This is a genomic window from Enterobacter sp. BNK-8, from assembly GCF_048685095.1.
Classification (GTDB): domain Bacteria; phylum Pseudomonadota; class Gammaproteobacteria; order Enterobacterales; family Enterobacteriaceae; genus Enterobacter; species Enterobacter quasiroggenkampii.
This window is the reverse complement of record NZ_JBLQTN010000001.1, coordinates 4,702,708-4,728,753: the sequence shown is the minus strand read 5'-3', so window position 1 is coordinate 4,728,753 and position 26,046 is coordinate 4,702,708. Positions and strand designations below refer to the sequence as shown.

Sequence of the window (26,046 nt, the reverse complement as noted above, 5' to 3'; positions counted from 1 at the left end):
CCGGCTTTTTTATGGGGGAGGAGGCGGGAGGATGAGAGAGCAGGCTCTGCGACCGGCACGGGCGGGCCAGGGCAAAATTCGTGAAGCCGCCTGCAAAATTCAGTGCGTTTTTATGTGCGCCAGCACTCATAACTTAAATTTATGCAACGGAGATCACACAAACGGGGGGTGGGGCGTAGGGGTTGGGAGGATGGAAAGAGGATGTCAAATAAGGAGACTGAGTCACGTTGAACCACTGAAGTCATACCACGAGACATCACCAAAAAGGATGGCAGATATGAATATCAAGACTGGCGCACGCGTTTTCGCATTGTCCGCCCTCGCAGCAATGATGATTTCCGCACCGGCGCTCGCCAAAATTGAAGAAGGCAAACTGGTTATCTGGATTAACGGCGACAAAGGCTATAACGGCCTGGCCGAAGTGGGCAAAAAATTCGAGAAAGACACCGGCATCAAAGTGACCGTAGAGCATCCGGACAAACTGGAAGAGAAATTCCCGCAGGTTGCGGCAACCGGCGACGGCCCGGACATCATCTTCTGGGCGCATGACCGTTTCGGCGGTTACGCGCAGTCTGGCCTGCTGGCTGAAGTCACCCCGGACAAAGCGTTCCAGGACAAACTGTTCCCGTTCACCTGGGATGCCGTTCGCTATAACGGCAAGCTGATCGCGTACCCTGTCGCGGTCGAAGCCCTGTCTCTGATTTACAACAAAGACCTGGTCCCTAACCCACCGAAAACCTGGGAAGAGATCCCGAAACTGGATAAAGAGCTGAAGGCGAAAGGTAAATCCGCCCTGATGTTCAACCTGCAAGAGCCGTACTTCACCTGGCCGCTGATTGCTGCCGACGGTGGTTACGCGTTCAAGTTTGAAAACGGCAAATACGACGTGAAAGACGTGGGCGTCGACAGCGCGGGTGCGAAAGCGGGTCTGACCTTCCTGGTTGACCTGATCAAGAACAAACACATGAACGCGGATACCGATTACTCCATCGCGGAAGCGGCGTTCAACAAAGGCGAAACCGCGATGACCATCAACGGTCCGTGGGCCTGGACCAACATCGATAAGAGCAAAATCAACTACGGCGTGACGCTGCTGCCAACCTTCAAAGGCAAGCCGTCTAAACCGTTCGTTGGCGTGCTGAGCGCAGGCATCAACGCTGCCAGTCCGAACAAAGAGCTGGCGAAAGAGTTCCTCGAAAACTACCTGCTGACCGATCAGGGTCTGGATGAAGTGAACAAGGACAAACCGCTGGGCGCCGTCGCGCTGAAATCTTTCCAGGATCAGCTGGCGAAAGACCCACGCATCGCGGCCACCATGGATAACGCCCAGAAAGGCGAAATCATGCCGAACATCCCACAGATGGCCGCATTCTGGTACGCCACCCGTACCGCGGTTATCAACGCTGCAAGCGGTCGCCAGACCGTTGATGCCGCGCTGAAAGATGCTCAGGGTCGTATTACTAAGTAAGCAGAAAAACGGCGGGTGGCGCGTGCGCTTACCCGCCCTACGACTACGGCACGATCCGTAGGTCAGGTAAGCGCAGCGCCACCTGACGATAAGATTCCACCGTTGTAGAGGAAGAACCCCATGGATGTCATTAAAAAGAAACGCTGGTGGCAAAGCGACGCGCTGAAATGGTCAGCGATCGGTCTGCTGTGCCTGCTGGTGGGTTACCTTGTTGTTTTAATGTACGTACAAGGGGAATATCTGTTCGCCATCATGACGCTGATTTTAAGCTCTGCTGGCCTGTATATTTTCGCCAACCGTAAAGCCTACGCCTGGCGCTATGTCTACCCTGGCGTGGCCGGGATGGGGCTGTTTGTCCTGTTCCCGTTGATTTGTACCGTCGCTATTGCGTTTACCAACTACAGCAGCACCAACCAGCTTGCGCAGGAACGCGCGCAGCAGGTCCTGCTGGACCGCTCATACCAGGCAGGCAAGACCTTTAACTTCGGCCTCTATCCTGCAGGCAATGAGTGGAAGTTAGCGCTCACTGACGAAGCAAGCGGGAAATACTATGTCTCTGACGCCTTCAAATTTGGCGGCGAGCAGAAGCTGGCCTTAAAAGAGGCGCAAGCCCTGCCGGAAGGTGAACGTGCCAACCTGCGCGTCATTACCCAGAACCGTCAGGCGCTGACCCAGCTCACCGCCGTGCTGCCGGACGAAAGCAAAGTGATCATGAGCTCGCTGCGCCAGTTCTCAGGCACCCAACCGCTCTATACCCTGGCGGATGACGGCACGCTGACCAACAACCAGAGCGGTGTGAAATATCGTCCGAATAACGACATTGGTTTCTATCAGTCCATTACTGCCGACGGCAAATGGGGTGATGACAAGCTCAGCCCGGGCTACACCGTCACCATCGGCTGGGACAACTTTACCCGCGTGTTTACCGACGAAGGCATTCAGAAACCGTTCTTCGCCATCTTCGTCTGGACGGTGGTCTTCTCCGTACTGACCGTGATCCTCACCGTGGCCGTGGGCATGGTGCTGGCCTGTCTTGTCCAGTGGGAATCCCTGAAGGGCAAAGCGATCTACCGCGTGCTGCTGATTCTGCCGTATGCCGTGCCGTCGTTTATCTCGATTCTGATTTTCAAAGGGCTGTTTAACCAGAGCTTCGGTGAAATCAACATGATGCTGAGCGCGCTGTTTGGCATCAAACCGGCCTGGTTCAGCGACCCAACCACCGCCCGCTCGATGATCATCATCGTCAATACCTGGCTGGGCTATCCGTACATGATGATCCTGTGCATGGGGCTGCTGAAGGCCATCCCGGATGACCTGTACGAAGCTTCGGCGATGGACGGTGCGGGCCCGTTCCAGAACTTCTTTAAGATTACGCTGCCGCTGCTCATCAAGCCACTCACCCCGCTGATGATTGCCAGCTTCGCCTTTAACTTTAACAACTTCGTGCTGATTCAGCTGTTGACCAACGGCGGCCCGGACCGCCTGGGCACCACCACGCCGGCAGGCTATACCGACCTGCTCGTGAGCTACACCTACCGTATCGCCTTCGAAGGCGGCGGCGGTCAGGACTTCGGTCTGGCGGCGGCGATTGCCACCCTGATCTTCCTGCTGGTAGGCGCACTGGCGATAGTGAACCTGAAAGCCACGCGTATGAAATTTGACTAAGGAGGGCACTGAACATGGCTATGGTACAACCCAAATCTCAGAAACTGCGCCTCCTGGCGACGCATTTAGGCCTGCTGATTTTTATCGCGGCGATCATGTTCCCGCTGCTGATGGTAATCGCCATCTCCCTGCGTTCGGGTAACTTTGCCACCGGGAGCCTGATCCCGGACGAAATCTCCTGGGAGCACTGGAAGCTCGCGCTGGGCTTCAGCGTGGAGCACGCGGATGGCCGCGTCACGCCGCCGCCGTTCCCGGTGCTGCTGTGGCTGTGGAACTCGGTGAAAATCGCAGGCATTACTGCGATCGGTATCGTAGCGCTGTCCACCACCTGCGCTTACGCCTTTGCCCGTATGCGTTTCCCGGGCAAAGCGACGCTGCTGAAAGGGATGCTGATTTTCCAGATGTTCCCGGCGGTGCTGTCGCTGGTGGCGCTGTACGCCCTGTTTGACCGCCTGGGCCAGTACATTCCGTTCATCGGCCTGAACACCCACGGCGGCGTGATCTTCGCCTACCTTGGCGGTATCGCACTGCATGTGTGGACCATTAAAGGCTATTTCGAAACCATCGACGGTTCGCTGGAAGAAGCGGCCGCGCTGGATGGGGCTACCCCGTGGCAGGCGTTCCGCCTGGTGCTGCTGCCGCTGTCGGTGCCGATTCTGGCGGTGGTGTTTATCCTGTCGTTTATCGCTGCGATCACCGAAGTACCGGTTGCCTCACTGTTACTGCGTGATGTGAACAGCTACACCCTGGCCGTGGGTATGCAGCAATACCTCAACCCGCAAAACTACCTGTGGGGCGACTTTGCCGCGGCGGCCGTACTCTCTGCCATCCCGATTACCGTGGTGTTCCTGCTGGCGCAGCGCTGGCTGGTCAACGGCCTGACGGCGGGCGGTGTGAAAGGTTAAGTTTCATTTTGTTATGCCACTGCAACCCTCAACTTTAGACGTATTGTATTGACCCAACTTGTGACTGTTGTTAGGCGGCCTCCGGGCCGCCATTTTTTTATTCGCGTTTCAGCCGCTTCGAGTTACACAGCCAGAGGGTGATCACCAGCAGCAGGATCGCCGCCGAGTAGATCAGCACGTCGAGCGGGGATTTATGATCGACGATGATCAGCCGCACAATCGCGGTGATCCCGATGTAGACAAAATAACGCAGCGGGAAGTGAAAGCCGGACTGAAAATACTTCACAATCAGGGCGATAAATTCAAAGTAGAGAAAGTAGACCACCAGTCCTTCCACCAGCGCATATTTGCTGGTTTGTTCAGGGGCAAACAGCACATCCGCCAGATGCACCGTCTCCTTACCCAAAAAGACGACCAGTATCAGGCCAAGGCTCAACAGACCGAGGTTTAGCACGGTCTGGAGGATAGTTGAGATAAACTCAACGCGCGGGCGAGTCAGGGATGTCATACAGCACCTCATTCTCCAGGGCGAGGTTTCTGTATAACGCAAAAATGTGACGGAGATCTATATTTTTTGTTTATGTTTAGCGCACCGGAGAGGATTCCCCTCACCCCGGCCCTCTCCCCAAAGGGACGAGGGGGAAAAGACAGCACCGAGCGATCCCCTCTCCCCTTTGGGGAGAGGGTTAGGGTGAGGGGCATCAGCGGAAGTTAATGTTCTTATCGCTCGTCATGTCGTACAGCTGGAACTTACGTCCAAGCTGCTGACCGCCGTCGCGCGTCAGCGGCGTCCAGCCGATGGCCGCGCGGCTGCGGGTTGGGCCTGACGAGAAGAGATCCAGCGGAATCGACACGTAAACCCCTTTGGTGAAGTCCCCTTCCCCGTACTCGTCCGGCGAGACGTTGGTGATGGTGGCATAGCCGCCCACCACGACGCCGCTGTCGAAGTGTTTGGAGATGTCCAGCGTGCCGCCCTTGTCGCCCGCCAGGTACTGGCCGACGCTGGCTTTCACCAGCACGTCAGGCGCGAACGACGGCGTCCAGTAGGCGGTCAGGTGGCCGGTTTTGACGCTGTAGTCGGTGAACTTCATCATGTCCTGGGCGCTGCGCCAGTCACGCTGTTTGACGTAGTTGGCATCAATCCCGAACGCCCAGTTGCTGTCGACAGGACGATAAAGCACTTCTGCCCCCGCACCGCCGTACATGGTTTCCAGATACCCGCCGTACACCTGGCCGTAGAAGCCGTTGCCGAAGTACTGGAAGTAGTTGGCCTGCAGGTTATTCACGTAGGCATCGTTCTGCACGTACTCACGCACGCGGGTACGCACGCGCGGCAGCGTCGAGTCTTTTGGCGGATTGGTGTAGTTGAACTTGTCGTAGTTGTTGGCGATGTTGCCGAACAGGCTGCCAGTGGTCACCAGGTGGTCGGTGAGCCACAGATCCGCCGTCGCCATGACGCCCAGCTGATACATGTAGAAGTTTTCCGGCCCGCCGACGGACTGGTTCAGCACCGGATCGATATGGAAATCGAAGCGCGACTTGTCGATATACCAGCCCTGCTCGGTGGTCTCCGGCACGATCGGCTCAACGCGTTTTTGCACCAGCTCGGTTTCATGCCCAAGCGGTTCGCCCTCCAGGTGGCGCTTAAGGCTGGCAACATCCGTTTCCGTCGTCACCTGCGGCAGGTTGAGACGATTCTCCGTCACGCGGATCGTGCGGATCCCGTCCGGGAGATCGTTCATGATGATCCGGTTGGCGCGTTCGATCCCTTCACGCGAGTCGCGGTATTTCACCTGCTCGCCGGTGACGTACAGCGTATCGCCTTTCACCTGAATTTTCGGATCCGCCAGACCGGCATTGTATTTCAGCAGCGTCAGCTGGTTTGCCACCACGGAGTGCTGCAGAATCGCATCCTGCGGCTCCGGCTGGTATGCAGGCCGCGCGTTATCATTGTAGTGCGGCCGCATGTCGTTAAAGTTGGTGCGCAGCGTGAAGCCAAACATTACCGTATTGCCGCGCTCGTAGCTGAGGTTAACGTCGGCCCAGTCGGTGACGCGATAAATGGCGCCGACGTTAAACTTGCTCTTCTGCTCAATCTTCCCGGCGAAGTCCTGCGAGTAGTCATTCCCCTCGTACTCCAGCTTCAGGCGTAACGGCTGCCAGGGCGTCTGATATTCAACGCCACCAAACAGTGACGCCGGACCGTGGAACATCTGGTCACCGTTGATGGAGCCCGCTTTCTGGTAGCTGTTATCGCGGTAGCAGTATTTATCGCTGTAGGAGCAAAACGGGTTTTTCACGTTGCCGCTGGTGCCAAGATAGCCCCATCCCAGACCGAGTGAGAAATCAAACGGTCCCCAGGCCTTGCTGGCCACGATGTATTCCGCATCAAACAGGCCGGTACCGCCGATATCTTTGGCGCCCACGGAGACCTGCGGCATCCAGTAGCTCTCTTCCCACAGGCGCAGCTTGACGTCGAAGGCTTTATCTTTGTAGGTCTGATCGCCTGAGAACGCCTCGACGCTGCTGTATTGTTTCGTCCGCACGTCGGTATAGCGCAGGGTGGTTTCAAGCCACGGGAACAGCTGCACCGACGCCGAGTAGTAGCGATACTGGTCGTTATCACGGTAGTTAAGGCTAATTTCCCCTTCACGCGCCATACGCGCGGTGGGCGTTTGCAGTAAACCGACGCCGCCGAAGTCTGACTGAGACGGGCCAATGGGTGCCGGATACGTTTCTGCATGGCAGGCGGCACTCACGCAGAGCGCCAGCATGCTGTAGAGATAGGTTCTTTTCATTATTCCGGTATCCGCTGAATCAGGGAGTGAAGGATATCGGCGTTAAGCCCGTCATACGCCTTCGTCCAGAAATGGTCGGCAAAACCGACAAAAATAATGCTGCCCGGCATGGGTTCGATATGACGCTTATTCCAGTAAGCGACAGGGGCTTTTTGCGTGTGGCCGTCAGGGTAAACCACCCAGGCATAGCTGTTATCCGCGCCGCTCAGCAGACTCTGCTCGTCGAGATAGCTCGCCACGTCACGACCGGGGGTAAAGGGCTTATTACCCGGGCTGCTGATAAGCCCCATCACGGTCACCGTCGTCGGCTTCGCCGGAAGCCAGAGCGTATAGTCCCCTTCCAGCGTGGGGTTGCCGTTTTCCGTGACGCGCACCTCATCCGGATCAAGATTGACGTTCTGTCGGCCCGTCACCTTCAGCGCCTGCAGCTGCTGACGGACGCTATTAATGGCCGCCGCGTCGTCGCCATCTTCCTGCTCCGCGAGTCCCGTTAGCCTGGCAAGAAGCGCCTTGTGCTGCTGTTCCGCTTCCACGGTCTTCTGCCGTTCAGCGATGACCGCGCCTGGCCACCAGCTGTTGGCGAGCCTTGGCTGTCCGACAAGATCGAGCAGATGCTCGGCGTGGGTTAAGGTTTTGGGTTTTTCACTGTCCGGCGTGTAGACCTTTACTGTCCCGGCGGACCATGCCAGCGGCGCGGCAAAACTGGCGATAAGCGCAACGTGAATGAGCGTTTTCATGATTTCGCCGCCTTGATCAGGGTGGTTTTGACCGGGAAGAAACCGGCACCGAGATACTGTAAGGACTGACGGATCTGCCCTTCCTCGTCGATCCAGAAGCGGTTGTGCCAGGTGGCCTGGTCGGTGGTGACCTCTTCATCCAGCACGCGAACCTGCGTTGCGTCGCTGCCGACTTTCACGCTGTCGGTGCCATCCCAGCGGAAGGTCGAGCGTGCCGTGGCGTAACGCACCTGCTTGTGTTCGGTCCAGCCCATCGTACGCGTCCAGCCTGCGCCGTCGGCGATCTGGTTCGGCTTGATCAGCGGGTCGTCGGCGATATTATTCACCTCCAGCAGGTTATCGCCGCCCAACAGGGTTTTCACGATACGGCCATGCTGCGTCACGATGGTGGCCTGATCCTGCGTCACCCATTTCTGCTGCCCGTTTTCATCGAAAGCGAGCACCACAAACAGTTGCGGGCCATCGTTAAGCTGCATGTACTGACTGGCATAGGGCATGTTCTGAAGTTCGTCATCGGTCAGATGCACGCCCGGTGTGCCGAACAGGCTTTCCCACAGTGAGTTTCCCAGCCCCTTAGTGGTGGCCGAGCACGCCTGCAGCAGCAGGCAAATCAGAATGATTGCAGGTCGCTTCACGACTCTTCTCCGAAGGGGCGAAATAACCACACCGAAGTGTGGTTATGATTAAAACACCCGCTATTACTGGGTGCTGGTTGTCGTGGTGGTCGTGGTTCCGGTGTTGGAGCCATCACCGCCACCGGTTGCCGCCAGCGCGACACCCACGGCTGAACTTACGGTGCTGGCGCTGGCTGCGGTAGAACTCCCCGCAGACGCAGACGTCGCAGCCGACCCTGCCGCTTCCCCGACCTGAACCGGAGCTGCATAGACAGATGTCGCCGCAAGCGCAGATATGGCAAAAATGCCATACAGTACTTTCTTCATAACAATTTCCCTTCAATGAATGAATGGAGATTTGCCCGAAAAGAATTTCAGGCGGAATCGAGTATACACAACTACTGCCGCGGGTTTGCCGTAAGGGGAAATAGGGAGAGGGTTTTCGGACTAATGGATAAAATCGAAATGAAAGGAAAAACAGGAAAATATATAACCAATAAAAATCAATAGGTTATAATATAGAGACATTAACTGACTTCTGCGTATTTTCTTAAAATAAACCGCAGCAATTAACGGGTTAAGCGTCTTTTTCGGATTAAACTCAGAACCAGAATTTGAGTTAACTAACAGACATCAGGAATTATCCGATAAAAAAATGCCGGCATTAAGCCGGCACGTTTTCATGACGTTTTAATTACGCACGCCATGCTTTATAACGGTTGATCAAACCATTGGTCGAGCTGTCATGGCTGGTAATCGCTTTATCATCACCCAGCTCTGGCAGAATACGGTTTGCCAGCTGTTTGCCCAGCTCAACGCCCCACTGGTCAAAGGTGAAGATGTTCAGGATCGCGCCCTGCGTGAAGATTTTGTGCTCGTACAGAGCAATCAGCGCACCCAGGCTGAACGGCGTGATTTCGCGCAGCAGGATGGAATTGGTTGGACGGTTGCCTTCGAATACTTTGAACGGCACCACGTGGTCCAGCGTTGCCGGATCTTTACCCTGGTCGCGGTATTCCTGCTCAACCACCTCGCGGGATTTACCGAACGCCAGCGCTTCGGTCTGGGCGAAGAAGTTGGACAGCAGCTTCGGATGGTGATCGGACAGCGGGTTATGGGTGATAGCCGGCGCGATGAAATCGCACGGTACCATTTTGGTGCCCTGGTGAATCAGCTGGTAGAAAGCATGCTGGCCGTTAGTACCCGGTTCGCCCCAGATGATTGGGCCCGTCTGGTAGTCCACCGCGTTGCCGTTACGGTCAACGTATTTACCGTTGGATTCCATGTTGCCCTGCTGGAAATACGCAGCAAAGCGGTGCATATACTGGTCGTACGGCAGGATCGCTTCGGTTTCAGCGCCGAAGAAGTTGTTGTACCAGATCCCGATCAGCGCCAGCAGCACCGGCAGGTTTTTCTCTGGTGCGGTGGTGGAGAAGTGTTTATCCATCGCGTGCGCGCCGGAGAGCAGCTCAACGAAGTTGTCGAAGCCTACGGACAGGATGATGGACAGGCCAATCGCAGACCACAGGGAGTAGCGGCCGCCAACCCAGTCCCAGAACTCGAACATGTTCGCGGTATCAATACCGAACTCGCTGACGGCTTTACCGTTGGTAGACAGCGCCGCGAAGTGTTTCGCCACGTGCTTGTTGTCGCCCGCGGTTTTCAGGAACCAGTCGCGCGCGCTGTGGGCGTTGGTCATGGTTTCCTGGGTGGTAAAGGTTTTAGACGCAACCAGGAACAGGGTGGTTTCCGGGTTCACGTTCTTCAGCACTTCGGCGATGTGGGTACCATCGACGTTAGACACAAAGTGCATATTGAGGTGGTTTTTGTACGGACGCAGCGCTTCGGTCACCATGAACGGGCCGAGGTCAGAACCGCCGATACCGATGTTTACCACGTCGGTGATCGCTTTGCCGGTGTAGCCTTTCCAGCTACCGGAGATGATCGCTTCGGAGAAGGTTTTCATCTTTTCCAGCACCGCGTTCACTTCCGGCATAACGTCTTTGCCGTCAACGATGATTGGCGTATTGCTACGGTTACGCAGAGCGACGTGCAGCACGGCACGGTCTTCGGTGCGGTTGATTTTCTCACCGGAGAACATGGATTTGATGGCGTCCGCCAGCTCGGTTTCTTTCGCCAGATCCTGCAGTTTTGCCAGCGTCTCTTCGGTAATGCGGTTTTTAGAGAAATCCACCAGCATCAGGTCGTCGAAAGTCGCGGAGAACTTGTTGAAACGATCGGCATCTTTCGCGAACAGATCCGCGATGGTGACGTCTTTCATTTCATCAAAATGTTTCTGGAGTGCCTGCCAGGCAGCGGTCTGCGTTGGGTTGATGTTTTTCATTAGCAATACTCTTCTGATTTGAGAATTGTGACTGCGGTCGATTGTAGCGCCTGCAAATAAAAATTGTGATGGTTTTTATGCCATTGCCCTGGCCTGCATCAAACACAGGTGAAAAGACCCGAAAAGTATAGCTGCTGAAGCGCCTTCCAGGAGCGGTGAAATGTCGGTCAAAATGCCCTAAAACGGAGCATAAAATCTGGCCCTGTTATAAGTCCTGTTTCTCAGGGGTACCCCCCCATAAAAAATCCGCATAATCCCAGCATTGACAGGACCTCCCCCGCATTTTATTTATAGGGCCGTATTTTGCGCCTGCACCTGTTTTCGTTTCACTCTTGTGCCAAGGTCGCTTATTCATTCCCTGACACGAGGTTGTTATGACGAGTTTTGTGGTCGCCAAATTTGGCGGCACCAGTGTGGCCGATTACGATGCCATGAACCGCAGCGCCGATGTGGTGCTGGCCGATCCGAATACCCGCCTGGTGGTGCTGTCTGCCTCTGCCGGCGTGACGAACCTGCTGGTTTCTCTGTCTGAAGGACTGGAAGCGACAGAACGTTTCGTGAAGCTGGATGCACTGCGCAAAATTCAGTTCGACATTCTTGAGCGTCTGCAGAACCCGAACGTCATCCGCGAGGAAGTGGAACGTCTGCTGGAAAACATCACCACCCTGGCAGAAGCCGCCTCGCTGGCCACCTCCACCGCCCTGACCGACGAGCTGGTCAGCCACGGTGAGCTGATGTCCACCCTGCTGTTTGTTGAAATCATGCGCGAGCGTAACATTCAGGCGCAGTGGTTTGACGTGCGTAAAGTGATGCGCACCAGCGACCGCTTTGGCCGCGCCGAGCCGGACGTTGAAGCACTGGCCGAGCTGACCAATCAGCAGCTGGCCCCGCGTCTGGCAGACGGCATCGTGATCACCCAGGGCTTTATCGGCAGCGAAGCGAAGGGCCGCACCACCACGCTTGGCCGTGGCGGCAGCGACTACACCGCCGCGCTGCTGGGCGAGGCTCTGCATGCCACGCGCGTCGATATCTGGACTGACGTTCCGGGTATTTACACCACCGACCCGCGCGTTGTTTCCGCGGCGAAACGTATTGATGTGATCGCGTTTGAAGAAGCGGCGGAAATGGCCACCTTCGGCGCGAAAGTGCTGCATCCGGCAACCCTTTTGCCAGCCGTACGCAGCGATATTCCGGTCTTCGTCGGCTCGAGTAAAGATCCGAAAGCGGGCGGGACGCTGGTCTGCAAGAAAACGGAAAACCCGCCGCTGTTCCGCGCCCTGGCCCTGCGCCGTCGCCAGACGCTGGTCACGCTGCATAGCCACAATATGCTGCACTCCCGCGGTTTCCTGGCGGAAGTGTTTGGCATTCTGGCGCGCCACAATATCTCCGTGGATCTGATCACCACCTCTGAAGTGAGCATTGCGCTGACGCTGGACACCACGGGCTCTACCTCAACCGGTGATACCCTGCTGACGCAGTCGCTGCTGATTGAGCTGTCTGAGCTGTGCCGCGTGGAAGTCGAAGAAGACCTGGCGCTGGTTGCCATCATCGGCAACAAGCTGTCGCGCGCCTGCGGCGTGGGCAAAGAGGTGTTTGGCGTGCTCGACCCGTTCAACATCCGCATGATTTGCTACGGTGCGTCCAGCTATAACCTCTGCTTCCTGGTGCCAGCCGATCAGGCCGAGCAGGTGGTGCAGAAGCTTCATCAGAATTTGTTTGAATAAGCGCAAGAATGGCCCGGGCATTTTCACTACCGGGCCAATCTTTAGCTTTTCATTACTGTTCTCATCAGCAACGAATCCAGATCTTTTAAATTTCCTTCTCTGCTGTCGGGTAGTACCGGCGGTACTTCTCCTCTCACCAGCTCATTTTGCAAAAAAGCGTGGAGTAATGGCCGTTTAGGACCATATTCCGCTTCATCTGCGCGCTGTTTTATTTCCAGCAATGCATCGATTTCCGCACGTAACGGCGCACACAGTTCGCTCCCGGCAAGCAGTTCGGTAAAACGCATCGGTGGAACGCCTTTCCCCGCTTCTACCCACCGCGCCGCCAGCAAAGGGCGCAGAACATAAAAGTACTTTTTCAGCCGAACCGTTTCCCCCTGTAAATATTCATGGAAGTTTTTTCGGGCCATCGAGTAGTAATGCCAGCGGGCGCGCAATGGTGAGAACCACGCGGGTATCAGCGCGCGCAACTCGGCCACTACCGTCTCATCCTCCTGATAAACAACAGGGGAATCCAGCCACTCGATAAGCGTCGGGTTTGCCCCCTTCAGCAGGCCCAGTGCCTTGCGCCATTCCCAGCCACATACGTCCAGTTCATCATCTATCGGCAGCTCGATCACATCCCGTTGGGCTTCGACGCGCAGATACCATTCTGGGCGGTGAACGTACAAAAACCGCACATCATAATCGCTATCCGGTGAGGCAAATCCCCATCCCCGGCTGCCCGATTCACAGGCGTAGAGCACGCGCACGTTATAGCGCTGCTCTATATCGCGAAGTTGCGCGCAGACACGTGCGCGCATCGCGCTATCAACATCGTTGTTGCTCATTTTTTTATCCTTTTACACACACTACCTGACGCAGGGTGTGAACGATCTCCACCAGCGACGATTGCGCGGCCATCACGGCATCAATGTCTTTATAGGCCATCGGCGTTTCATCGATCACCTCATTGTCTTTGCGACACTCTACGTGAGAGGTCGCCTGAATATGGTCGCTAAGGGTATAGCGTTTTTTTGCCGCCGTTCGGCTCATCACTCGCCCAGCGCCGTGGCTGCAGGAACAGAAGCTTTGCTCGTTGCCGAGGCCACGCACGATGAAGCTCTTTGCGCCCATTGAGCCCGGAATAATCCCCATTTGCCCTTTCTGCGCCGACACCGCACCTTTGCGCGTGATCAGTACCTCTTCCCCAAAGTGATGCTCTTTCTGCACATAGTTGTGATGGCAGTTAACCGCCTCCTGCTGCGTAATAAAGGGCTTAGTCACTTCGCGAGAGAGCGCCGCCAGCACGCGCGACATCATCACTTCCCGATTGTGGCGGGCAAAATCCTGCGCCCACTCCACCGCCTCGATGTAGTCCTCATAGTGACGACTCCCCTCCTGAAAATAGGCCAGATTTTTATCCGGCAGATGTCCCAGGTGATGCTGCATATCCTGCTGTGCCAGGGCGATAAACACATTACCGATGGCGTTTCCTACGCCGCGCGAGCCGCTGTGCAACATCACCCAGACGCGCTGCTGCTCATCGAGGCAAATTTCAATAAAGTGGTTTCCGGTACCCAGCGTGCCCAGATGCTGGTAGTTGTTGGTTTTCAGCAACTGCGGGTATTTATCCGTGAGTTGTTTAAAACGTGGGGCCAGCACCCACCAGCGATCGTCCACTTCTTTCGGTGGCGTTTCCCACGCGCCTTTATCCCGTCGAGAACGGGTATTGGTTCTCCCATGCGGCACAGCCTGTTCGATGGCGCTACGTAAACCGCTGAGATTATCCGGCAAATCACCGGCCACCAGCGACGTGCGAACGGCAATCATCCCGCAACCAATATCCACGCCAACCGCCGCAGGAATAATTGCCCCTTTGGTCGGGATCACGCTGCCGATGGTAGAACCTTTACCGAGATGAACGTCGGGCATCACCGCAAGGTGTTTGAAAATAAAAGGCATCTTTGCAGTATTCAGTAACTGCGCTTGTGCCTCTGGCTCCACGGGCACACCGTGAGTCCACATTTTGATCGGGGCGCCGTTTGGCGCTGTCAGTAATTCAAAATCATTTTGTTGCATTGCGTTATCCTTTCAGGTTAACAAGGCCGTGTAATACCTGGTCCAGGCCACCAAATACTGAAATTTTGTCGATACGCTCCGCGACCCTTTCCAGGGTTTCCAGCTCTTTTAAACGCAGCGCCACCGGGTTGTTCTCCATCACCTTTGCGGTGTTTAACAGCGATCGTGTCGCCGCCGTTTCTTCACGTCGGCGAATAACATTCGCCTGGGCCGCTTTTTCGGCCTCTACCAGACGGGATAAAATCGTTTTCATATCACCAGGTAAAACAATATCTTTTACCCCAAGCGACGCAATTTCCATTCCAAAGGATGACAGGCGGCCTTGCACCTGTTTGCTGACCACCTCGTCAATGATCTGCTTATCTTCCAGTAACTCATCGAGAGTGCGGGTGCCGACCGCTTCACGCAGTGCGAACTGGAGTTCGCGGTACAAATGTTCCAGCGGTTTCGTAAGCTGTCCGCAGGCCTGCAGCACGTCGCTGTAGCGCCAGTTAGCCGCCAGGTTCAGGCGCAGGTTAACTTTGTCCTTCGTCAGGATCTCCTGCCCGCTCACTTCCACCACCTGAAGGCGCGTATCCACTACCTCTGCCTCAACCAGATGGTTAATTTTCCAGTAAGCCGTCAGTCCCGGCGGTAACAGTGCCTGAATTTCTCCGTCGATTTTCACCACCCCGACGTGCCAGGCAGGTACCTGTACGACCAGCATCGCGTCACGCCCTTTTACCGCGCCATTGCGACGCGGCTGCAGAGCAGCATTCATCACGTCCTCCGGCACCCGCACATCACGGGTATCAATTCTTCGCAGGCTCAACGCCGCATCCTGCTGCCAGTACAGACGACGTGTACAAGGCGGCACAATCTCCTGCAATACGCCGTTGTTCGATAACACCCCGATTTCATCCGCAGTAAGATCAACCGCCAGGCAGTAACGTGCCACCCAGTCAGGCTGAAAGCGGCGCAGATAATCCGCCAGCGCACCCGGCACCTCGCTGCCGTCCTGGCTCACCACCAGCACGTCGTCAGTATTGAACCAACCCAGACGGTGTTCACCCGCCTCCAGTACCCGGTAATAATCGCCAGCTTTTGCTACCAGTCCTAACTGACCTTTTTTTATCGTGATTTTTTTAGCCATTTTATATTCCTTAAAGTCAGGCGCGGGTGCAGGCACGAAATCACAGGGGAATGCCTTTTCGCCTGCGATCCGGCACCATTACCGGCGACCTTCATTGGGATTGCTGACTGCGCAATCCCCGTTTTTACTTTGATGTTTACAACCAGTTTTCATTGGGAGAATGAATCGGGAATCGAACCCTTCTGTCTGTCATTGGTTGACGGAACGCCCCGGAAAACAGCCTTGCCGTTCCTGGTGCGCCGACGGGGCCTTAACCCCCAGTGTGCTCAACGTCGTGACGTTATCTGTATTGCCAGAAGCGTGCCAAAAACAAAAATTGTCGTTTTATTTTTTTATTTCATTGATAATTAATGCTTTTTATTTATCACACTTTTCATTCATTGCCGTTCGGCTCAACATTTTTTATCCTGTTATATCGACAATTATCTTTCTGGATAAACATGAAGAAGCGGAAGGTGGTAATCGGGGTGCTTGGCACCGTGATGGATAAACGGGGAAAGCGGGCTAATCGCTTTCGCAAATGGCGACCGACCGTCGGGCTGTGCCAACAGCCGGATTTCCCGGTCGACAGGCTGGAGCTGCTACATCAACCGCGAGATCTCGGCATGGCTCAGCAACTGGCGGAAGATATTGTGCTGGTTTCCCCCCACACCGAGGTGCGTCCCAGCACGGTAATCATTGAAGACCCGTGGGATTTCGAAGAGGTTTATGCCGCGTTTCTCGATTTCGCCACCCAGTATACTTTTGATACCGATCACGAAGAGTATTTCGTCCACATCACCACCGGCACGCATGTGGCGCAGATCTGCTGGTTCCTGCTGACGGAAGCCCGCTATCTTCCCGCCAGCCTTTTGCAGACTGGCCCTGCCAGAAAAGAAGCCTCTGCTGAGGAGACTGCAGCCGGAACTTACTCAATTATCGACCTGGATTTAAGCCGCTACACGACCCTTACCAACCGTTTTCAGCGCGAGCAGCAGCAGTCAATCTCATTTCTGAAAGCGGGCATTGATACGCGAAATGCCACCTTTAACACTCTTATCGACAAGATTGAACGCGTGGCGCTACGTTCAACAGCCCCGATTCTGCTGACCGGCCCCACCGGCGCGGGCAAGTCGTTCCTCGCGAACCGCATTTATCAGCTTAAGCAGTCACGCCATCAAGTTTCCGGCAAGCTGGTTTCCGTCAACTGCGCGACCCTGCGCGGTGATAACGCCATGTCCACGCTGTTCGGCCATGTGAAAGGAGCCTTTACCGGCGCACTGTCGGCGCGCAGCGGCCTGCTGCGTGAAGCCGATGGCGGCGTCCTTTTCCTCGACGAGATTGCCGAACTAGGCCTGGATGAACAGGCGATGCTGCTCAAAGCCATTGAAGAGAAAACTTTTTTCCCGTTTGGCTCCGATAAAGAAGTTCACAGCGATTTTCAACTTATCGCCGGAACCCACCGTGATATGCGCCAGTGGGTGGCAGAGGGACGTTTTCGTGAAGATCTCTATGCCCGTATTAATATGTGGAGCTTTGCCTTGCCCGGCCTTGCCCAACGGAAAGAGGACATCACGCCGAATGTCGACTACGAACTTCAACGTTTCTCTCGCGAAAGCCAGACGCAAATCCGCTTCGATAAAGAGGCGCGCGAAGGCTATCTGGCCTTTGCCTGTTCCAGCAGGGCGCTGTGGCGGGGCAACTTTCGCGAACTGAGCGCCAGCGTCGCACGCATGGCGACCCTGGCGGAACGAGGGCGTATTACTCAGGATCTGGTGCTGGAGGAGATCTCACGTCTTCAGACCGACTGGCAAACTGACGTGACGCAGCCTGCAACTGACATGGAGATTGACCTCTTTGACCAGCGGCAACTTGAAACGGTGCTGGAGGTATGTCGCCGCAGCGCATCGTTGTCTGAAGCCGGACGTGAGCTGTTTGCCGTTTCACGGCTCAAAAAAGCCAATCCTAACGACGCCGACCGACTGCGCAAATATCTGGCTCGCTTTAGTCTGAGCTGGGAAAGCATCCGGTCATAATTCATTTGAATATTACTTCCTTACGCGATAAACAATAACTATAGCCGGGCTCGATCCCGGCTTTTTATAACAAACACATACAACATTCATCGCAAGGAAATCATTATGTTATCCGCTATTACGCGGCTGTTCCCGTTATGGGCGCTGCTGCTCTCCGTACTCGCGTATTACACGCCCACCACGTTCACCGGTATTGGTCCGTGGGTCACCACGCTGCTGATGCTGATCATGTTCGGTATGGGCGTGCATCTGAAAGTCGACGACTTCAAACGCGTGCTGTCTCGCCCTGCGCCCGTCGCGGCAGGAATATTTCTGCACTACCTGGTGATGCCGCTCGCGGCGTGGCTGCTGGCGATGGCCTTTAAGATGCCGCCCGACCTTTCCGCCGGGATGGTGCTGGTGGGCAGCGTGGCCAGCGGCACGGCGTCCAACGTCATGATCTATCTGGCGAAAGGCGACGTGGCGCTCTCCGTCACTATCTCGTCCGTATCTACGCTGGTGGGCGTGATTGCCACGCCGCTGTTAACCCGCCTGTACGTGGATGCGCATATTCAGGTGGACGTGATGGGTATGCTGCTGAGCATTCTGCAAATCGTGGTGATCCCGATTGCGCTGGGGCTGGTCATTCACCATCTTTTCCCGCGCGTGGTGAAGGCCGTTGAGCCATACCTGCCCGCATTTTCGATGGTCTGTATTCTGGCCATCATCAGCGCCGTGGTGGCGGGCTCCGCCTCGCACATTGCTTCCGTAGGCTTTGTGGTGATCGTCGCGGTGGTGCTGCATAACACCATTGGCCTGCTGGGCGGCTACTGGGGCGGGAAACTGTTTGGCTTCGACGAATCGACCTGCCGCACGCTGGCAATCGAGGTAGGGATGCAGAACTCCGGCCTGGCGGCGGCGCTCGGTAAAATCTACTTCTCGCCGCTGGCGGCCCTGCCGGGTGCGCTGTTCTCCGTCTGGCACAACCTCTCCGGCTCGCTGCTGGCGGGGTACTGGTCCGGCAAACCGATTGAGGAACAAACGAAAAAAGATGCGGTGAAGCAGGGTTAATTGACTCAGCTTGCTTTACACTGAAGCCTCTCTCTCAGGAGGCTTCAGCAATGGCGACACCACGTTTGACCCAGAAAGACATGACGGAAGCCGAGCAGCGCGAACTGAAAACGCTTCTCGACCGCGCCCGCATCGCGCATGGCCGTACGCTGACCAACGCCGAAACCAATCAGGTGAAAAAAGAGTACATCGACAAACTGATGGCGCAGCGTGACGCCGAGGCGAAAAAAGCCCGCAAACTGAAAAAGCAGCAGGCTTACAAGCCGGATACCGAAACGACCTTTTCCTGGTCGGCCAATACCTCTACCCGTGGAAGGCGCTAGCTAGCGCCCTTTCTTTTTACGGCCAGGCTGGGTAAATCGCTTCCCGTTGCCCGGTTTGCCGCGTCCTTTCTCTTCCGCCTGCGGTGCCTTCACGACCGGACGCTTAATCGCCTGGGTTTTCGGTTTTGCTTTGGCTTTCGGCTTCGCTTCGGACGAGGAGTTCTCGATAAGCTTGAACAGCTCGATCAGTTCGTCGTCCGTTAAGTCGCGCCATTCGCCCAGCGGAATGCCGGACAGGCTGACGTTCATGATGCGCGTGCGCTCCAGCTTCGTCACTTCATAACCGAAGTACTCGCACATGCGGCGGATCTGGCGGTTTAAGCCCTGCACAAGGGTAATACGGAACGCGAACGGCGCTTCTTTCTTCACCTTACACTTTTTCGTAACGGTACCGAGGATCGGCACACCGGCGCCCATACCGCGAATAAAGTCGTCCGTGACCGGCTTATTCACCGTCACAATGTACTCTTTCTCGTGATCGTTACCGGCACGCAGGATCTTGTTGACCAGATCGCCGTGGTTAGTGAGGAAAATCAGCCCCTGAGAGTCTTTATCCAGACGGCCAATCGGGAAGATACGGCTGCTGTGGTTCACGAAATCAACGATGTTGTCCCGCTCGCCATCTTCCGTGGTGCTGACAATCCCAACCGGTTTGTTCAACGCGATAAACACCAGGTCTTCGGCATCACGCGGTTCGATGAGCTGACCATTCACTTTAACCACATCGCCAGGCATCACCTGGTCACCAATCGTGGCGCGTTTGCCGTTGAGGAACACATTACCTTGTTCAATGTAACGGTCCGCCTCGCGACGTGAGCAGATCCCGCTCTCGCTAATGTATTTGTTTAATCGGGTTGATTGAGTTGGCAGCATAGTTTCTCCTGTGAAGGGCGAAATATACCTTAGGTATGGACTGGAAAAAAAGATTAGCCGACGGTAACTGAGACGGGTTTTTTAGTTTGCGAGACGCTTTCAGGATTTTGCATCCTGTCATTTACCCATGTGTTCAAGCCTTTTAGTTTTACTCTCCATGGAGAAGTATTTGTAGTTTATAAATCACAGGGAGTAATATGAAGGAGATTGTTCAGACAGAATCCTTCCGACGCTGGGAGCAAAACTTAAAAGATCGACGAGCGAAGACCATTATCGCTTCCCGCCTCTTTCGGTTGGCAAATGGCTTAGCTGGCGACGTTAAACCCGTGGGAGAAGGTATAAGTGAGCTAAGGATCCACTTTGGTCCGGGCTACAGAATCTATTTTAAAGACCAGGGCAATTACATCATCGTGCTGTTATGTGGTGGTGACAAAAGCAGCCAGGCCAGAGACATACTGATGGCAAAAATGCTGAGCAATGTATCCCAATGGCAGGAGTGAATGAGCATGCATAAATTAACACCTTACGATCCCGCCAACGCGTTGGTGGATGACGAGGAAATCGCCGTGTTTATCGCTGATGCACTAGAAACAGGCGACTCGACATATATCGCTAAAGCCCTTGGTGTTGTCGCGCGAGCCAAAGGCATGTCGAACATTTCACAGCAAACCGGTTTATCACGTGAGCAGCTTTATCGGTCATTCAGTGATAAAGGAAACCCAACGCTCAAAACTACGCTCGCGGTCATGAAAGCATTGGGTTTTGGGTTAACACTCAAACACGCCGGGGATTAATACTCATCCCGCAGGTCATCTTCATCCGGCTGTTCCATCACGCTGTAGGCCACCGCACAGAACAACGAGTTAAGGCGCTTCATATCGCCCAGCAGTCCCAGGTGGAGTGAGCTGGTTTCGATACTCTGCACGTTTTGCTGATGCAGACGCTCAACGTGGGCGTGCGAGTAGCGGCGGTTAAGAATGCGGAATCGATGCTTGTTACGGCGCAGGCGGCGCGCGCTCGGGACGTCGCTGGAAAAGAAGACCAGCATCGCCAGCTTCAGGTTACTGACCAACTGCTCGTGCAGCGCTTCCAGCTCCTTCAGGCCTTCAACGGAGAACGCCCGGCGTGCGGCCAGCGACTTATCGGCGATCTCGCTGCCCATGCGCTCAACGATATCGGAGGCCTGCTCAAGGTTGAGCGACATCTCAATGATTTCCGCCCAGCGGCGGGACTCCTCCTCCGCCAGCTCGTCCTGCGGCATGCGCGCCAGGTAGAGCTTAATGGCGGTATAGAGCACGTTGATATCGTCCGCCAGTCTGCGCAGCTCTTTCTCCTCCCGCGGCTCGCCGTGCATTACCTTTTGCAGGCCTTCGAGCATGGTCTCCATCGCGTCGCCCATGCGCAGTGTCTCGCGTGCGGCATTCGCCAGCGCCAGCGCCGGGGTGTCCAGCGCGGAGGTATCCAGGTGCTTCGGCTTCAGGCGCGCATCCAGCTCCGGTTCGTCCTGAATGAGTCGTTCGCAGAAGCGGGCCATCGACCCGGCAAAAGGGATCATCGCCAGGCAGCGCACCAGGTTGTAGAACACGTGGAAATAGATCACCAGCTCCGCCTTCGGCAGCGGGAGGTTGTCCATCAGGTTCGCCAGCGGATGGATAAAGGGCAGGATAATCAGGCTGCCCACCAGCTTAAACAGCAAGCTACCGAGGGCCACGCGGCGGGCGGCAGCATTGGCCGCGCTATTGTTGAGCATCGCCAGCAGGCCCGAGCCGAGGTTAGCCCCGATCACCAGACACAGCGCCACCGGGAAGGAGATCGCCCCGGCGGCGGTAAGCGTGGCCGTCAGCAGAACCGCCGCCAGACTGGAGTAGCTGACGATGGCAAACACCGCGCCAATGAGCGCGTCGAGCATGATGTCCCCGGTCAGGGAAGCGAAGATGACCTGCACGCCGTTGGCCTCGGTAATCGGGGTGACCGCCTGCACAATCAGCTCCAGCGCCAGCAGGATTAGCCCCAGGCCAATGCCCACGCGTCCGAGCTGGCCCGCCCGCGTCTGTTTGCGGCCGAGGAAAAAGATGACGCCGACAAAAATCAGCAGCGGCGACAGCCAGGAGAGGTCAAACGTCAGGATACGCGCCATCAGCGCGGTACCCACATCAGCCCCCAGCACAATGACCAGCGCCGGGGCCAGCGCCACCAGATCCTGCGCCACAAAGGAGGTGACAAGCAGGGTTGTGGCGTTGCTGCTCTGAACCAGTGCCGTTACGCCAATGCCCGCGCAGAAGGCGAGCGGCTTCTTCTCAACGCTACTGCTGAGAACGGTACGTAAACGGGCGCCAAAAACGCGCATCACGCCGGTACGGACGATATGGGTGCCCCATACGAGCAGTGCAACTGCAGAGAGCAGATGTAACAGGGTCAGCACGGAAGGTCTTCCTCCTTATCATTATTCGTTTTCCATAGGTTTAGTATAAGGGGTTAAGCGTAAGAAAGAGACAAGGCACCCTTGAGGTGCCTTGTTTGTTGTAAGGAAAAGTGACGTTAGTCGGCGTCGTAGCCTAAGTTCGGGGCCAGCCAGCGCTCGACTTCTGACACGCTCATGCCTTTGCGCAGGGCGTAATCTTCAATCTGATCGCGCTGCAGCTGCGCCACGGCAAAGTACTTGCTGTCCGGATGACTGAAGTACCAGCCTGAAACTGACGCACCCGGCCACATGGCGAACGACTCGGTGAGCTTCATCCCGGTATGGGCTTCGACGTCCAGCAGTTGCCAGATCGTGCCCTTTTCGGTGTGCTCCGGGCAGGCCGGATAGCCCGGTGCCGGACGAATCCCCTGGTAGTTTTCGCGGATCAGCTCCTCGTTGCTGAGGTTTTCATTCGCCGCGTAGCCCCAGTGCACCTTACGCACGCGCTCGTGCAGGTACTCGGCGAAGGCTTCCGCCAGTCGGTCGGCGATCGCTTTCACCATGATTTTATTGTAATCGTCGTGCTGCGCTTCGAACGCGTCAGCCAGGGCATCTTCTTCCAGACCGCCGGTCACGGCAAAGGCGCCAATATAGTCGGCTTTACCGCTAAGCTTCGGCGCGACAAAATCGGCCAGGCAGTAGTTGGCAAAGCCCACTTTCTCGGTTTGCTGACGCAGATGGCGGCTGACCGCCAGTACGTGAGTGCGGGTTTCATCGCGGTAAATTTCGATGTCGTCACCCACGCGGTTGGCCGGGAACAGCCCCACGACGCCACGCGGGTTAAGGGTTTTCTCAGCACTCAGTCTGTCGAGCATGTCGTTGGCATCTTTAAACAGGCGTTTCGCCTCCTCACCTACCACCTCATCTTCCAGGATGCGCGGATATTTGCCCGCCAGCGACCAGGTCATAAAGAACGGCGTCCAGTCGATGTAGTTGCGCAGCGTTTCGATGCTGGCGCTGACCTCCTGAACGCCCAGGCGATGCGCGACCGGTGGCGTATAGCTCGACCAGTCAAACGCCAGATCGTTATCACGCGCCGCCTGGAGTGAAACTGGCGGGGTGCGCGGTTTCTTGCGCCCGTGCTGGATGCGAACGGTTTCGTACTCTTTGCGGGTGCGCTCGACAAACTCGTCGCGCTGGGTGTCAGAGAGCAGCGCGGAGACAACGCCCACCGTGCGCGAGGCGTTCTGCACGTACACCGTCGGCCCGCTGTAGTTCTGCTCGATTTTCACTGCCGTGTGCGCTTTAGAAGTGGTCGCGCCGCCAATCAGCAGCGGAATGGTGAAGCCCTGACGCTCCATCTCCTTCGCCACGTTAACCATCTCGTCCAGCGACGGGGTGATCAGCCCGGAGAGGCCAATCAAATCGGCATTCACTTCGCGCGCGGTCTTGAGGATTTTATCCGCCGGGACCATCACGCCGAGGTCGATAATCTCGTAGTTATTACACTGCAGCACCACGCCGACGATATTCTTGCCGATGTCGTGCACGTCACCCTTGACGGTGGCGATGACCATCTTGCCGTTGCTGGAGCCTTTCTCTTTGCTGGCCTCGATAAACGGCTCAAGGTACGCCACGGCCTGCTTCATCACGCGGGCGGATTTCACCACCTGTGGCAGGAACATTTTGCCTTCACCGAACAGATCGCCCACCACGTTCATGCCGTCCATCAGCGGCCCTTCGATCACTTCAATCGGGCGGGCTGACTGCTGACGCGCCTCTTCGGTGTCCTGCTCGATAAACTCGGTGATGCCTTTTACCAGCGAATATTCCAGACGCTTTTTCACGTCCCAGGCACGCCACTCGGCCTGCTGAACGTTGGCTGCGTCATCCGACTTGCTGCCGCGGTATTTCTCCGCCAGGTCCAGCAGCCGTTCGGTGGCGTCGTCGCGGCGGTTAAGGATCACGTCCTCTACGGCATCGCGCAGCTCGGCAGGCAGGTCGTCGTAAATCGCCAGCTGGCCGGCGTTAACGATCCCCATGTCCATCCCGTTGCGGATGGCGTAGTAGAGGAACACGGCGTGGATCGCTTCACGCACCGGGTCGTTACCGCGGAACGAGAACGAGACGTTCGACACGCCGCCGGAGATGAGGGCATGCGGCAGCTCGCGCTTAATGTCCTCGCACGCGCCGATAAAGTCCTGGGCGTAGTTATTGTGCTCTTCGATGCCGGTCGCCACGGCGAAGATGTTCGGGTCAAAGATGATGTCTTCCGGCGGGAAGCCCACCTCTTCGGTCAGTATTTTGTACGCGCGGCGGCAAATCTCAATTTTACGCGCGCGGGTATCGGCCTGGCCCACTTCGTCGAAGGCCATGACCACCACGGCGGCACCGTAGCGGCGGACCCTCTTCGCGTGGTGGATGAAGACATCAACGCCCTCTTTCATGGAGATGGAGTTGACGATGCCTTTACCCTGAATGCACTTCAGCCCCTTCTCGATCACGTCCCATTTGGAGGAGTCGATCATGATCGGCACGCGGGCGATGTCCGGCTCACCGGCAATCAGGTTGAGGAAACGCACCATCGCTGCTTCGGCGTCGAGCATCCCCTCATCCATGTTAATATCGATTATCTGCGCGCCGCTTTCCACCTGCTGGCGGGCAACGTCCAGCGCTTCGCTGTACTTCTCTTCTTTGATCAGGCGTTTAAACTTCGCGGAACCGGTGACGTTCGTACGCTCACCCACGTTCACAAACAGGCTGTCTTCACCAATGGTCAACGGCTCAAGGCCGGAGAGGCGACAGGCAACCGGCAGCTCGGGCAGCTTGCGCGGCGGCAGCCCGGCGACGGCGTTGCTCATGGCCGCGATGTGCTCCGGCGTGGTGCCGCAGCAGCCGCCGACGATGTTCAGAAAGCCAGACTCGGCCCACTCGCAGATTTGTGCCGCCATGGTGTCGGCATCCAGATCGTATTCACCGAAGGCGTTTGGCAGACCAGCGTTCGGGTGTGCGGTGACGTAGCATTCCGCGATGCGCGACAGCTCCTGCACGTACTGGCGCAGCTCGTCCGGGCCCAGCGCGCAGTTCAGGCCGAAGGAGAGTGCGTCGGCGTGGCGCAGGGAGTTATAAAACGCTTCCGTGGTCTGGCCGGACAGGGTACGGCCAGAGGCGTCGGTGATGGTGCCGGAAATCATGATCGGCAGGTCAACGCCCAGCGCCTCGAACTCCTCTTTCACCGCGTAAATCGCGGCCTTGGCGTTGAGGGTGTCGAAGACGGTTTCAATCAGGATCAAATCGGAACCGCCTTCCACCAGCGCTTTGGTCGATTCCCGGTAGGCCGCAACCAGCTGGTCAAAGGTGATATTACGAAACGCCGGGTCGTTGACGTCCGGTGAAATCGACGCGGTGCGGTTCGTCGGGCCAAGCACCCCGGCAACGTAGCGCGGCTTATCCGGCGTGCGGGCCGTCCACTCGTCGGCGCAGGCGCGCGCCAGCTTCGCGGCTTCAAAGTTGATTTCCGCCGACAGGGATTCCATCTGGTAATCCGCCATGGCGATGGTTGTCGAGTTAAAGGTGTTGGTTTCAACGATATCCGCACCCGCTTCGAAGTAGGCGTTGTGGATATCTTTAATCACGGACTGCTTGCTGAGCACCAGCAGGTCGTTGTTCCCTTTCAGGTCGCAGGGCCAGTCGGCAAAGCGTTCGCCGCGGAAATCATCTTCACTCAGGCGATAGCCCTGGATCATGGTGCCCATGCCGCCGTCCAGCACCAGAATTCGTTCATTTAACTGCGCACGCAGTTGCTCTACTTTGCTGCTCACACTTGCTCCCGACAACGCTCAACAAGGCCAAAAGGCTGCGTTCCATACTGGCACAATCTCGCACAGTGGAAAAGCCGCTCAGCGGTAACATGAGACATGTTCACCATCACTCCTC

At 56.4% G+C, this 26,046-nt stretch carries 21 protein-coding genes; 9 read left to right on the top strand and 12 right to left on the bottom strand.

Features of this window, described 5'->3' with window-relative positions:
• Positions 1-277 precede the first annotated feature (277 nt).
• The 3 genes from malE (at position 278) to malG (ending at position 4,038) form a co-directional block, all read left to right on the top strand.
• Positions 278-1,468 (top strand): maltose/maltodextrin ABC transporter substrate-binding protein MalE, encoded by a 1,191-nt coding sequence (malE, locus tag ACMGGU_RS22780; protein ID WP_045909150.1) that lies wholly within the window; start codon positions 278-280, stop codon positions 1,466-1,468.
• Positions 1,469-1,588: 120 nt separating this feature from the next.
• Positions 1,589-3,133, top strand: a complete 1,545-nt coding sequence (gene malF / locus ACMGGU_RS22775) for a maltose ABC transporter permease MalF (protein WP_048030187.1) — start codon at positions 1,589-1,591, stop codon at positions 3,131-3,133.
• A gap of 14 nt (positions 3,134-3,147) precedes the next feature.
• Positions 3,148-4,038, top strand: coding sequence for a maltose ABC transporter permease MalG (gene malG, locus ACMGGU_RS22770; RefSeq protein WP_008500077.1), 891 nt, complete (start codon positions 3,148-3,150; stop codon positions 4,036-4,038).
• Positions 4,039-4,135: 97 nt separating this feature from the next.
• On the opposite strand, the gene psiE is transcribed toward malG, so the two are convergent.
• The 6 genes from psiE to pgi all read right to left on the bottom strand — a co-directional run bounded on the left by psiE (position 4,136) and on the right by pgi (position 10,531).
• On the bottom strand, positions 4,136-4,546 hold the full coding sequence (gene psiE, locus ACMGGU_RS22765; RefSeq protein ID WP_000202963.1) for a phosphate-starvation-inducible protein PsiE: 411 nt from the start codon (positions 4,544-4,546) through the stop codon (positions 4,136-4,138).
• Positions 4,547-4,739: 193 nt separating this feature from the next.
• Positions 4,740-6,836: a YjbH domain-containing protein gene (locus ACMGGU_RS22760; protein ID WP_420300949.1), complete on the bottom strand. Its 2,097-nt coding sequence runs from the start codon at positions 6,834-6,836 to the stop codon at positions 4,740-4,742.
• On the bottom strand, positions 6,836-7,573 hold the full coding sequence (locus tag ACMGGU_RS22755; RefSeq protein WP_074180456.1) for a capsule biosynthesis GfcC D2 domain-containing protein: 738 nt from the start codon (positions 7,571-7,573) through the stop codon (positions 6,836-6,838). The genes ACMGGU_RS22760 and ACMGGU_RS22755 overlap by 1 nt, the downstream gene beginning before the upstream one ends.
• On the bottom strand, positions 7,570-8,208 hold the full coding sequence (locus ACMGGU_RS22750; RefSeq protein ID WP_262797321.1) for a YjbF family lipoprotein: 639 nt from the start codon (positions 8,206-8,208) through the stop codon (positions 7,570-7,572). The genes ACMGGU_RS22755 and ACMGGU_RS22750 overlap by 4 nt, the downstream gene beginning before the upstream one ends.
• A gap of 63 nt (positions 8,209-8,271) precedes the next feature.
• Positions 8,272-8,514 (bottom strand): exopolysaccharide production protein YjbE, encoded by a 243-nt coding sequence (gene yjbE / locus ACMGGU_RS22745; RefSeq protein ID WP_008503423.1) that lies wholly within the window; start codon positions 8,512-8,514, stop codon positions 8,272-8,274.
• A 367-nt stretch (positions 8,515-8,881) separates the two neighbouring features.
• Positions 8,882-10,531: a glucose-6-phosphate isomerase gene (gene pgi, locus ACMGGU_RS22740; RefSeq protein WP_045909146.1), complete on the bottom strand. Its 1,650-nt coding sequence runs from the start codon at positions 10,529-10,531 to the stop codon at positions 8,882-8,884.
• Between the two features lie 374 nt (positions 10,532-10,905).
• On the opposite strand from pgi, the gene lysC reads away from it, so the two are divergent.
• Positions 10,906-12,255, top strand: coding sequence for a lysine-sensitive aspartokinase 3 (gene lysC / locus ACMGGU_RS22735; RefSeq protein ID WP_045909145.1), 1,350 nt, complete (start codon positions 10,906-10,908; stop codon positions 12,253-12,255).
• A 41-nt stretch (positions 12,256-12,296) separates the two neighbouring features.
• On the opposite strand, the gene ACMGGU_RS22730 is transcribed toward lysC, so the two are convergent.
• Genes ACMGGU_RS22730 through ACMGGU_RS22720 form a run of 3 tightly spaced genes read right to left on the bottom strand, consistent with a single transcriptional unit; the run spans position 12,297 to position 15,448 of the window.
• Entirely contained in the window at positions 12,297-13,085 is a 789-nt protein-coding gene (locus tag ACMGGU_RS22730; RefSeq protein ID WP_063622882.1) for a DNA polymerase beta superfamily protein, read from the bottom strand.
• Positions 13,086-13,089: 4 nt separating this feature from the next.
• Positions 13,090-14,316 carry an RtcB family protein gene (locus ACMGGU_RS22725; RefSeq protein WP_063622883.1) on the bottom strand — a complete coding sequence of 409 codons (1,227 nt, stop codon included), beginning with the start codon at positions 14,314-14,316 and terminating at the stop codon, positions 13,090-13,092.
• Positions 14,317-14,320: 4 nt separating this feature from the next.
• Positions 14,321-15,448 (bottom strand): slipin family protein, encoded by a 1,128-nt coding sequence (locus tag ACMGGU_RS22720; RefSeq protein ID WP_048030175.1) that lies wholly within the window; start codon positions 15,446-15,448, stop codon positions 14,321-14,323.
• Between the two features lie 440 nt (positions 15,449-15,888).
• Here ACMGGU_RS22720 and rtcR point away from each other — a divergent pair, with 440 nt between their 5' ends.
• From rtcR to ACMGGU_RS22705, 3 genes are all read left to right on the top strand, one after another.
• Entirely contained in the window at positions 15,889-17,463 is a 1,575-nt protein-coding gene (gene rtcR, locus ACMGGU_RS22715; protein ID WP_048030173.1) for an RNA repair transcriptional activator RtcR, read from the top strand.
• 105 nt (positions 17,464-17,568) lie between these two features.
• Positions 17,569-18,513, top strand: coding sequence for a ketopantoate/pantoate/pantothenate transporter PanS (panS, locus tag ACMGGU_RS22710; protein ID WP_045909140.1), 945 nt, complete (start codon positions 17,569-17,571; stop codon positions 18,511-18,513).
• A 50-nt stretch (positions 18,514-18,563) separates the two neighbouring features.
• Positions 18,564-18,836 (top strand): DUF3811 domain-containing protein, encoded by a 273-nt coding sequence (locus ACMGGU_RS22705; RefSeq protein ID WP_014830263.1) that lies wholly within the window; start codon positions 18,564-18,566, stop codon positions 18,834-18,836.
• Here ACMGGU_RS22705 and rluF read toward each other — a convergent pair whose 3' ends face one another.
• Positions 18,837-19,709, bottom strand: a complete 873-nt coding sequence (gene rluF / locus ACMGGU_RS22700; protein ID WP_008503414.1) for a 23S rRNA pseudouridine(2604) synthase RluF — start codon at positions 19,707-19,709, stop codon at positions 18,837-18,839. It lies immediately after the preceding gene.
• A 197-nt stretch (positions 19,710-19,906) separates the two neighbouring features.
• On the opposite strand from rluF, the gene ACMGGU_RS22695 reads away from it, so the two are divergent.
• A complete protein-coding gene (locus tag ACMGGU_RS22695) occupies positions 19,907-20,209 on the top strand; it encodes a type II toxin-antitoxin system RelE/ParE family toxin (protein WP_023293553.1) in 303 nt (100 codons plus the stop codon).
• A gap of 6 nt (positions 20,210-20,215) precedes the next feature.
• Complete coding sequence (locus ACMGGU_RS22690; RefSeq protein WP_021242718.1) at positions 20,216-20,503, top strand: addiction module antidote protein; 288 nt, start codon at positions 20,216-20,218, stop codon at positions 20,501-20,503.
• On the opposite strand, the gene ACMGGU_RS22685 is transcribed toward ACMGGU_RS22690, so the two are convergent.
• Positions 20,500-22,131 carry a Na/Pi cotransporter family protein gene (locus tag ACMGGU_RS22685; RefSeq protein WP_420300948.1) on the bottom strand — a complete coding sequence of 544 codons (1,632 nt, stop codon included), beginning with the start codon at positions 22,129-22,131 and terminating at the stop codon, positions 20,500-20,502. The genes ACMGGU_RS22690 and ACMGGU_RS22685 overlap by 4 nt on opposite strands.
• Positions 22,132-22,247: 116 nt before the next feature.
• Positions 22,248-25,931: a methionine synthase gene (gene metH, locus ACMGGU_RS22680; protein ID WP_420300947.1), complete on the bottom strand. Its 3,684-nt coding sequence runs from the start codon at positions 25,929-25,931 to the stop codon at positions 22,248-22,250.
• Positions 25,932-26,046: the final 115 nt, after the last annotated feature.

Coding starts and splice junctions, on each gene's coding strand:
- malE (WP_045909150.1), top strand. CDS start 278: ATGAATATCAAGACTGGCGCACGCGTTTTCGCATTGTCCGCCCTCGCA.
- malF (WP_048030187.1), top strand. CDS start 1,589: ATGGATGTCATTAAAAAGAAACGCTGGTGGCAAAGCGACGCGCTGAAA.
- malG (WP_008500077.1), top strand. CDS start 3,148: ATGGCTATGGTACAACCCAAATCTCAGAAACTGCGCCTCCTGGCGACG.
- psiE (WP_000202963.1), bottom strand. CDS start 4,546: ATGACATCCCTGACTCGCCCGCGCGTTGAGTTTATCTCAACTATCCTC.
- ACMGGU_RS22760 (WP_420300949.1), bottom strand. CDS start 6,836: ATGAAAAGAACCTATCTCTACAGCATGCTGGCGCTCTGCGTGAGTGCC.
- ACMGGU_RS22755 (WP_074180456.1), bottom strand. CDS start 7,573: ATGAAAACGCTCATTCACGTTGCGCTTATCGCCAGTTTTGCCGCGCCG.
- yjbE (WP_008503423.1), bottom strand. CDS start 8,514: ATGAAGAAAGTACTGTATGGCATTTTTGCCATATCTGCGCTTGCGGCG.
- pgi (WP_045909146.1), bottom strand. CDS start 10,531: ATGAAAAACATCAACCCAACGCAGACCGCTGCCTGGCAGGCACTCCAG.
- lysC (WP_045909145.1), top strand. CDS start 10,906: ATGACGAGTTTTGTGGTCGCCAAATTTGGCGGCACCAGTGTGGCCGAT.
- ACMGGU_RS22730 (WP_063622882.1), bottom strand. CDS start 13,085: ATGAGCAACAACGATGTTGATAGCGCGATGCGCGCACGTGTCTGCGCG.
- ACMGGU_RS22725 (WP_063622883.1), bottom strand. CDS start 14,316: ATGCAACAAAATGATTTTGAATTACTGACAGCGCCAAACGGCGCCCCG.
- ACMGGU_RS22720 (WP_048030175.1), bottom strand. CDS start 15,448: ATGGCTAAAAAAATCACGATAAAAAAAGGTCAGTTAGGACTGGTAGCA.
- rtcR (WP_048030173.1), top strand. CDS start 15,889: ATGAAGAAGCGGAAGGTGGTAATCGGGGTGCTTGGCACCGTGATGGAT.
- panS (WP_045909140.1), top strand. CDS start 17,569: ATGTTATCCGCTATTACGCGGCTGTTCCCGTTATGGGCGCTGCTGCTC.
- ACMGGU_RS22705 (WP_014830263.1), top strand. CDS start 18,564: ATGGCGACACCACGTTTGACCCAGAAAGACATGACGGAAGCCGAGCAG.
- rluF (WP_008503414.1), bottom strand. CDS start 19,709: ATGCTGCCAACTCAATCAACCCGATTAAACAAATACATTAGCGAGAGC.
- ACMGGU_RS22695 (WP_023293553.1), top strand. CDS start 19,907: ATGAAGGAGATTGTTCAGACAGAATCCTTCCGACGCTGGGAGCAAAAC.
- ACMGGU_RS22690 (WP_021242718.1), top strand. CDS start 20,216: ATGCATAAATTAACACCTTACGATCCCGCCAACGCGTTGGTGGATGAC.